Origin of the sequence: Nocardiopsis sp. TNDT3 (assembly GCF_003427465.1) — a bacterium.
GTDB classification, from domain to species: Bacteria; Actinomycetota; Actinomycetes; order Streptosporangiales; family Streptosporangiaceae; genus Nocardiopsis; species Nocardiopsis dassonvillei.
Map to the genome: position 1 here is coordinate 1 of NZ_QPFC01000619.1, position 7,818 is coordinate 7,818.

A 7,818-nucleotide genomic window follows, 5' to 3' on the forward strand; every position below is an offset into this window, starting at 1 on the left:
TCGCGCCCGGCCGGAGCGGCTCCGACCGGGCGCGCGACCCGTCCGCCCGCGTCGCGTCCGGGTCCCCGGACGCCGCGGCGCGGCCCTACTTCTTCGTGGACTCCTCCAACCGAAGCGCGACGCCGATCGCGAAGAAGGTGGGCGCCCACTCACCGATGAAGATTCCCCACCGGTCGGCGCGGGCCAGCCCGGTACCCTCCTCCTTCTTCAGGGAGGTGGCCCAGCTCAGGAAGCTGAGTCCGATGGAGGCGAGCCCGGCTCCGTAGGCCATCTCGGACGTGACGCCCATCTGGGACAGTTTGGCGATCATGGTGCTCCTCGCGTTGGTGGTTGCCTCTAGAGGCACTTCCCGAGGAGATCTCGGACAAGCTCCATGGCAGGTCAAGGCTGCGTCAGGTGGGGGCAGGGAGCGGCGGACGGGGCCCGCGTCCGGAGTTCAGAACTTTTGAAATCCAAACCGAGTGAGGTTAGACTAACCTTGGTTTCGCCGGGATCCTCCCGTTCTGTCCTCCGTGTTTCCCCTCGGGACGCCCCATGCGCGGAAACGGCCCGCCCGAACACGGCGCGGCCACTCCCCATGACGAAGAAAGCAGTGTGAGCATGGCCTCCACCCTTCGCCGTGTCAGCGGCATCGCCTTCACCACCCTCCTCGCCGTCGGCCTCACCTCGTGCGGCAGCGCGGAGGAGAGCACCGGTGAGAGCGGCGGCGACACCGCCGGCGGCCAGTTCCCGGTCAGCATCGACAGCGCCCTGGGCACCGCCGAGATCCCCGAGCAGCCCGAGCGCGTGGTCACCCTCGGCCAGGGCTCCGCCGAGACCGCCATCGCCCTCGGCGTCGTGCCCGTCGGTGTCGAGAGCTACGAGTGGGGCAGCGACGACACCGGCTACCTGCCGTGGATCCACGAGGCGGTCACCGAGGCGGGCGAGGAGCTGCCCACCCAGTTCACCGGCGCCGACGACATCGACTTCGAGGCCATCATCGAGCTGGAGCCCGACGTCATCCTCGCCCCCTGGTCCGGCGTCACCCAGGAGCAGTACGACATCCTGAGCGACATCGCCCCCACGGTCGCCTACCCCGAGCTGCCCTGGAGCACCGACTGGGACCAGCAGATCGAGATCATCGGCGAGGCGCTCGGCCAGCCCGAGGAGGCCCAGGGCCTCATCCAGGACATCGAGACGCAGTTCGACGAGGCCGCGGCGGCCAACGAGCAGTTCGCCGACCTGACCTTCTCCTACGTCTACACCGACGGCCCCGGCACGCTCGGCGTGTTCCTGCCCGACGAGCAGCGCGTGGCCATGGTCCGCGGGCTGGGCCTGACCGTCGACCCGGTCGTGGAGACCTTCCCCGAGACCGAGGGCACCGACTCGGCCATCATCGGCCTGGAGAACGCCGACCAGCTCTCCGGGAGCGACCTGCTCTTCACGTTCTACAGCGACCCCGAGACCCGCGCCGAGATCGAGGCCCAGGAGCTGTACGCGGCCATCCCCGCCGTCGAGAGCGGCGCCGTGGTCGCCTCCGAGGACAACTCCTTCGTCACCGCCTCCTCGATCATCAACCCGCTGACCGTCCCCTGGGTCATCGACCGCTACGTGCCCATGATCGAAGAGGCCGTCCAGAACATCGAGAGCTAAGCACCTCCATGGTCAGGGCGAAGACATCCGCGGCCGCGCCCCGCACGCGTCCCGCCCGCACCGCGCTCGTGCTCGGTGCGGGCGTCGCCGCGCTGGCGGGTGCGGTCCTGCTCAGCCTCGTCATGGGCAGCAGGCCCACACCGGTCGCCGACGTGTGGGCGGCGATCACCGGCGGGGCGGACTCCTTCACCACCACGGTGGTGGAGAGCCGCTACCCGCGCACCGTCCTGGGGGTGGTGGCCGGGGCCGCCCTGGCCCTGGCGGGCACCCTCATGCAGGGCATCACCCGCAACCCCCTCGCCGACCCCGGCCTGCTGGGCGTCAACGCCGGGGCCGCCGCCGCGGTGGTCACGGCCACCGCGCTGTTCGGCCCCACCTCGGTCACCGCGACGGTCTGGTGGGCGCTGCCCGGGGCCCTGGTCGCGGGGTTGGCCGCCTACACGGTGGGCAGTCGCGGCGGCGACGGCGGCATGGTGCGCCTGGTCCTGGCGGGCGCGGTGGTCTCCGCCGTGCTCACCGCCTACGTCCAGGCGGTGGCCCTGAGCCTGCCCGAGACCTTCGACAGCTACCGCTACTGGGTGGTCGGCTCCCTGGCCGGGCGCGACTACGACGTCATCCTGTCCGTGCTGCCGGTCATCGGCGTCGGCGTCCTGCTCGCCCTCGTGGTCTGCGGCGGCCTCAACGCCCTGGCCCTGGGGGAGGAGGCCGCGATCGCCACCGGCGCCAACACGGTGTGGATCCGCTCGGCCGGGCTCGTCGCGGGAACCCTGCTCGCCGCCGGGGCCACCGCGGCCGCCGGGCCCATCGCCTTCGTCGGCCTGGCCGTGCCGCACGTGGTGCGCGCCCTGGTCGGTGTCGACTTCCGCGCGCAGGTGCCCTTCGCGCTGCTGGTGGGCCCGACCCTGCTGCTGCTCGCCGACGTCGTCGGCCGCACCATCGTGCGCCCCACCGAACTCATGGTCGGCGTCGTCACCGCGTTCGTCGGTGCGCCCGTCCTGTTGTACGCGGTCCGCAGGATGCGGAGTACCCCATGACCCGAACCACCCGCACGTCCCCGGCCCCGGCGGGCCCGGTCCGGCCAGAGCACGGGCGCGCCCGACCCCTGAAGGCCTCCCCGCCCGTGCTGAGGCTGGGCCCGGTCGCGCTGCCCGTCCACCGGCGCTCGCTGCTGTGGGCGGCCGGACTCCTGCTCCTGCTGGTCGCCGCCGCGGCCGCCACGCTCGCCCTCGGACGGCTCGGCGTGCCCCTGACCCGGCTGCCCGCGGTCCTGACGGGCGGGGGCGAGGCCACCGAGACCTTCGTGCTCGAACGGCTGCGCGGTCCCCGGCTGGTGGTGGCCGCGGGCACGGGCGCCGCCCTGGGCCTGGCGGGCGCGCTCTTCCAGTCCGTCACCCGCAACCCCCTGGGCAGCCCCGACGTCATCGGCCTCGGCGCCGGTGCCGGGGCGGGCGCGGCCTTCGCCGCCCTCGTCCTGCCCGGTGTGCTCCCCGTGCCGCTGGGCGCCCTCGCCGGTGCCGCCCTGGCCATGGTCGTCGTGGCCACGGTGACCGGCACCGGACTGCGCCACCCCGGCCGCCTGATCGTGGCGGGCATCGGGGTGGCCGCCATGGCGCAGGCCTTCACCCACTTCGTCGTGTCCGTGATGGCCCGCGACCAGGCCAGCGTCCTGTCCGCCTACGTCAACGGCAGTCTGGGCGCCCGCTCCTGGGAGCACGCCACCACCATCTGGGCGGTTCTGCTGCTGGCGCTGCCGTTCGTGGCGGCGCTGGCCGGACCGGTCTCCCTCAACGAGATGGGCGACGAGCTCGCCGACTCCCTCGGCGCGCGGGCCTCCACCACGCGCACCGCCGCCGTCTGCCTGTCGGTGGTGCTGTCCGCGGCCGCGGTGAGCGTGGCCGGTCCGATCGCGTTCGTGTCCCTGACCGCGCCGCAGATCGCGCGCCGGCTCTCCGCCGTGCCGGGCCCCAACATGGTGCTGTCGGCCCTGGTCGGGGCCCTGCTGCTGGTGGCGGCGGATCTGGCCGTCCAGCAGTCCCCGGTCGGGGACGGGCTGCCGGTCGGCGTCTTCACCATGGGGCTCGGCGGCGTCTACCTGGGCTACCTGCTGATTCGTGAATGGCGAAAGGGTGTGCTGTGAGTCTGGTGCTGTCCGCGGAGGGCCTGACCCTGGGGTACGGGGCCGAACCGGTCGTGCGCGACCTCGACCTGGGGGTGGCCGAGGGCGAGTTCACCGTCATCGTCGGCCCCAACGGCTGCGGCAAGTCCACACTGCTCAAGGCCCTGGGGCGGGTGAACAAGCCGATGTCGGGGCGGGTGCTGCTGCACGGCAGTGACGTGCGCGGCCAGCGCGCCAAGGCGGTCGCGCGCCAGATGGCGCTGCTGCCGCAGAGCCCGACCGCCCCCGAGGGCATCACCGTGCGGGCCCTGGCCGCCCGCGGCCGCTTCCCCTACCACACGCTGGTGCGCCAGTGGAGCCCCCAGGACGAGACGGCGATCGGCCGCGCGCTGGAGCTGACCGGGCTGACCGACCTCGCCGACACCCAGGTGGGCTCCCTCTCGGGCGGCCAGCGCCAGCGCGCCTGGGTGGCGATGGTCCTGGCGCAGGACACCGGCGTCCTGCTGCTGGACGAGCCCACCACCTACCTGGACATCGCCCACCAGTACGACCTGCTGGAGCTGTTCGCCGACCTGCACCGCCGGGGGCGCACGGTGGTCGCGGTCCTGCACGACCTGGCCCAGGCCGCCCGGTTCGCCACCCGCCTGGTGCTGATGGACGCGGGCAGGGTGGTCGCCGACGGCCCTCCGGAGGAGGTCGTGACCGCCCGCCTGGTGGGGGAGGTGTTCGGGCTGCCCTGCGACGTGGTGCCCGACCCGCGCACCCGCACGCCGCTGGTCATCCCGCACGAGCGCGTCTGAGCCCTCAGGGCCCTCAGCGCCGTCGGGCCTTGTACTCCTCCCAGGAGGAGAGCAGGGTGTCGTGGTACTCGTCCAGCCAGGTCATGTAGTCGTGCATGTTGCGCAGCCGGGTGCGCGCGGGCGGGCTCAGGCCGGGCAGGCGCTCCAGCGCCGACGCCGCGAGTTCCCTCTGCCGCCGCAGGTAGGAGCGCTCGTTGCGCAGGAACCCGCCCCAGACGTCCTCGTCCATGGCCACCAGCCGCGAGCGGCTCCCGGGGGCGGGGACCAGCTCCACGAAGCCCATCTCGCGCAAACGGCGCACCGACTGCGACACCGATCCCCGGCTGACCCGGGCGCCGTCGGCGATCTCCTCGGCGCTCACCGCCTCGCGGTCGGCGACGAGCAGGTAGCCCACGATGCGGCCCTCGGCGCGGGGACGGCCCTGCGACTGCCAGTACTCGGAGAAGCGCCCGACGAAGTCGTCGCGGAACCCCGTGTCCTCGTCCGTGCGCCTGCTCTCCGCCATGGGGGCCACGATAGCGCCTGACACGGGGCGTTCCGGGCGCTGACCGAGGGCTCCGTCCGCCCCCGTCCGGCGTCGGCCGGGGGCGGACGGGGTTCAGGTGCGGCGCAGGGACTCCAGCATGCGCGACAACGCCTCCCACACCCGCTCCAGGTCTTCGGGGTCGTCGCTGTCGGCCAGCCACAGCGCGGCCTCGTTCATCGCACCCGAGAGCAGGTGGGCCACGGGCGCGACCGGCCCCGGCTCCAGGACGCCCGCCCCGACCAGCGCGGAGAGCGCCTCGGCCAGGTGGCGGGCCGAGGCGGCCTCGTCCAGGGCCCGCCAGGTGCTCCAGCCCAGCACGGCGGGCCCGTCCACCAGCATGATCCGCCGCACGTCCGGCGCGGTGCTGGCGGTGAGGAAGGCCCGGCACCCGGCGGTCAGCCGGTCCCACGGGTCGGCGTGCGCGTCCGCCGCCCGCGCCACGGCGTCGCCGACCTCGGACTGCACCTCCTCCAGGACCGCGCGGAACAGGTCCGGCTTGCCCTCGAAGTGGTGGTACAGGGCGCCCTTGGTGACCGCGGAGTCCGCCACGATCCGGGCCAGTCCCACCCCGCCGTACCCGTGCGCGGCGAACAGCCTGCGGGCCTCGCCCAGCAGGACGCGTCTGGTGCGCTCGCGCTGCCGCGCGCGGCTGCCCGGTTCCGCGGCCATGTACCCGACCTCCCCCTTGTTGACATACCAAAGGTATGCCAATAGCGTATCTTCACATACCGAAGGTACGTGAAAGGTGGATTCCATGCGGCTCAGCAGCTTCTATCCGGTGCTCGGCACGCCCCGTCTGGCCGAGTGCCGCGACTTCTACGTCGGCCTGTTCGGCTTCGAGGAGACCTTCGCCGCCGACTGGTACGTGAGCCTGCGCAGGCCCGGCCCGCCCGAGTACGAACTGGCCCTGCTCGACCCCGGGCACCCCACCGTCCCCGAGGGCTACCGCAGGCCCGTGCAGGGCCTGCTGCTCAACTTCGAGGTGGAGGACGTGGACGCCGAGTGGGAGCGCCTGGTGGTGCGCGGCGGCCTGCGGCCCGAACTGGGGATCCGCACCGAGGCGTTCGGCCAGCGGCACTTCATCGTGGCCGACCCCGGCGGGGTGCTGGTCGACGTCATCACGCCCGTGGCGCCCTCGGAGGAGTACGGGGACAACTTCGTGCGGGGGTGAGGGCCGTCCGGTCCCCGCGCGCCCGGTACCGTCGGCGTGACGGGGGGTGGAGGCGGTGGCGATGACGCTGGAACAGGCCTCGCGCCTGGCGGAGGAGGCCCACGCCGGGCAGGTCGACCGGGCCGGCCGGCCCTACGCCGAGCACGTGTTCGCGGTGCGCGACCTGCTCGCCGGGCACGGAGAGCGCGCCCAGGCGGCCGGAGTGCTGCACGACGTGCTGGAGGACACCCCGATCACCGCCGACGACCTGCGCGCGCGGGGGTGCCCGGAGGAGGTCGTGCGCGCGGTGGAGTCGGTGACCCGGCGCCCGGGGGAGCCCTACGAGGAGATGGTGCGCCGCGCCGCCGCCGACCCGCTGGGCAGGCTGGTCAAGCTCGCCGACAACGCCCACAACTCCGACGAGCGCCGCCTGGCCCTGCTGCCCGACGAACGGGCGCGGCGGCTGCGCGCCAAGTACGCCCGCGCCCGGCGGATCCTGGAGGAGGGCCCGCAGGAGGACGGGCTCCCCGAAGCGGCGCTCCCGCGTGGCACGCTCCTGGTCCTCCACACCGGCCGGGTCGAGGAGTGCCGCGCCTTCTACGCCGGGCTCGGTCTGCGCTTCGTCCGCGAGCGCCACGGCTCCGGGCCCGAACACCACGCGGCCGAACTGGACGGCGGCGCGGTCGTCGAGATCTACCCGGCCACCGCCGAGCGCTCCACGGGCGCGGCGCGCCTCGGGTTCACCGTGCGAGGGGACCGCGCCGTCCCGCCCCTGGAGCCGGGGCGCCGCGTGCTCACCGACCCCGACGGGCGCAAGGTCGACCTGAGGGTGGTGTGAGCGACGGCATCCGTGTGCGTGGCGTCGGGTACCAGCCGGTCGGTATGCTGTCCCGGCCGGTATTTCCGGGACTGACGGGGCACGAGGCGGGGGCAGCACATGGCGCGAGGACAGCGGACGGCCGAGGCCGACACACCGACCGGATCGGTACCCGAGCGCCTCCTTGGGGCGGCGACGCGCCTGTTCGCCTCCAACGGTTACGAGGGCACCTCCGTGCAGGAGGTCGTGGCCGCTGCGGGCGTCACCAAGGGCGCCATGTACCACTACTTCGGCTCCAAGGACGACCTGCTCTACGAGGTCTACGCCCGCGTGCTGCGCATGCAGACCGAGCACCTGGTGCGGATCGCCTCGCGGGACGAGCCGGTGGCCGACCGCGTGCACGCCGCCGCGGCCGACGTCATCGTCACCAGCGTCGCCAACCTCGACGACACCGTCATCTTCTTCCGCTCCATGCACCAGCTGAGCGAGGACAAGCGGCGCGCCGTGCGCGCCGAGCGCCGCCGCTACCACGAGATCTTCCGGGACATGGTCGCCCAGGGGCAGGACGAGGGGGTCTTTCGCACCGACGTCTCCGCCGACCTGGTGGTGAACTACTTCTTCGGCTCGGTGCACCACCTGAGCACCTGGTACCACCCGGGCGGCGCGCTCAGCGGCGAGGACGTGGGGCGCCACTTCGCCGACCTGCTCGTGGCGGGGCTGCGCCCCGGGGCCTGAGCGCGGGGGACCCGACGGCGAGGGGGCCGGACGCGACGCGTC

At 73.6% G+C, this 7,818-nt stretch carries 10 protein-coding genes and 1 pseudogene; 8 read left to right on the forward strand and 3 right to left on the reverse strand.

The window, feature by feature from the left end; all coding sequences use genetic code 11:
- Positions 1-85 precede the first annotated feature (85 nt).
- Positions 86-310: a hypothetical protein gene (locus tag DQW06_RS15775; protein WP_013153948.1), complete on the reverse strand. Its 225-nt coding sequence runs from the start codon at positions 308-310 to the stop codon at positions 86-88.
- Between the two features lie 290 nt (positions 311-600).
- Here DQW06_RS15775 and DQW06_RS15780 point away from each other — a divergent pair, with 290 nt between their 5' ends.
- From DQW06_RS15780 to DQW06_RS15795, 4 genes are read left to right on the forward strand one after another with little or no spacing between them, the layout of a single operon-like run.
- A complete protein-coding gene (locus tag DQW06_RS15780) occupies positions 601-1,632 on the forward strand; it encodes an iron-siderophore ABC transporter substrate-binding protein (protein WP_041553181.1) in 1,032 nt (343 codons plus the stop codon).
- A gap of 8 nt (positions 1,633-1,640) precedes the next feature.
- The gene (locus DQW06_RS15785; protein ID WP_013153946.1) at positions 1,641-2,666 is read left to right on the forward strand and encodes an iron ABC transporter permease; all 1,026 of its coding nucleotides are present in this window, start codon (positions 1,641-1,643) and stop codon (positions 2,664-2,666) included.
- Positions 2,663-3,769: a FecCD family ABC transporter permease gene (locus DQW06_RS15790; protein WP_370449083.1), complete on the forward strand. Its 1,107-nt coding sequence runs from the start codon at positions 2,663-2,665 to the stop codon at positions 3,767-3,769. Before DQW06_RS15785 ends, DQW06_RS15790 begins: the two co-directional genes overlap by 4 nt.
- A complete protein-coding gene (locus DQW06_RS15795; protein ID WP_013153944.1) occupies positions 3,766-4,548 on the forward strand; it encodes an ABC transporter ATP-binding protein in 783 nt (260 codons plus the stop codon). Before DQW06_RS15790 ends, DQW06_RS15795 begins: the two co-directional genes overlap by 4 nt.
- A gap of 13 nt (positions 4,549-4,561) precedes the next feature.
- Here the strand turns inward: DQW06_RS15795 and DQW06_RS15800 are convergent, their stop codons facing one another.
- Both DQW06_RS15800 and DQW06_RS15805 read right to left on the reverse strand, forming a co-directional pair.
- On the reverse strand, positions 4,562-5,053 hold the full coding sequence (locus tag DQW06_RS15800; RefSeq protein WP_013153943.1) for a GbsR/MarR family transcriptional regulator: 492 nt from the start codon (positions 5,051-5,053) through the stop codon (positions 4,562-4,564).
- A gap of 93 nt (positions 5,054-5,146) precedes the next feature.
- On the reverse strand, positions 5,147-5,743 hold the full coding sequence (locus tag DQW06_RS15805) for a TetR/AcrR family transcriptional regulator (protein ID WP_013153942.1): 597 nt from the start codon (positions 5,741-5,743) through the stop codon (positions 5,147-5,149).
- 85 nt (positions 5,744-5,828) lie between these two features.
- On the opposite strand from DQW06_RS15805, the gene DQW06_RS15810 reads away from it, so the two are divergent.
- The 4 genes and pseudogenes from DQW06_RS15810 (at position 5,829) to DQW06_RS15820 (ending at position 7,776) form a co-directional block, all read left to right on the forward strand.
- Positions 5,829-6,245: a VOC family protein gene (locus DQW06_RS15810; protein ID WP_013153941.1), complete on the forward strand. Its 417-nt coding sequence runs from the start codon at positions 5,829-5,831 to the stop codon at positions 6,243-6,245.
- Between the two features lie 61 nt (positions 6,246-6,306).
- Positions 6,307-6,627: pseudogene (locus DQW06_RS29555) on the forward strand (HD domain-containing protein); the annotation flags it as partial.
- Between the two features lie 93 nt (positions 6,628-6,720).
- Positions 6,721-7,062: a glyoxalase/bleomycin resistance/dioxygenase family protein gene (locus tag DQW06_RS29560; protein WP_232833038.1), complete on the forward strand. Its 342-nt coding sequence runs from the start codon at positions 6,721-6,723 to the stop codon at positions 7,060-7,062.
- Between the two features lie 99 nt (positions 7,063-7,161).
- Positions 7,162-7,776, forward strand: a complete 615-nt coding sequence (locus tag DQW06_RS15820) for a TetR/AcrR family transcriptional regulator (protein WP_013153939.1) — start codon at positions 7,162-7,164, stop codon at positions 7,774-7,776.
- The last annotated feature ends 42 nt before the right edge of the window (positions 7,777-7,818 follow it).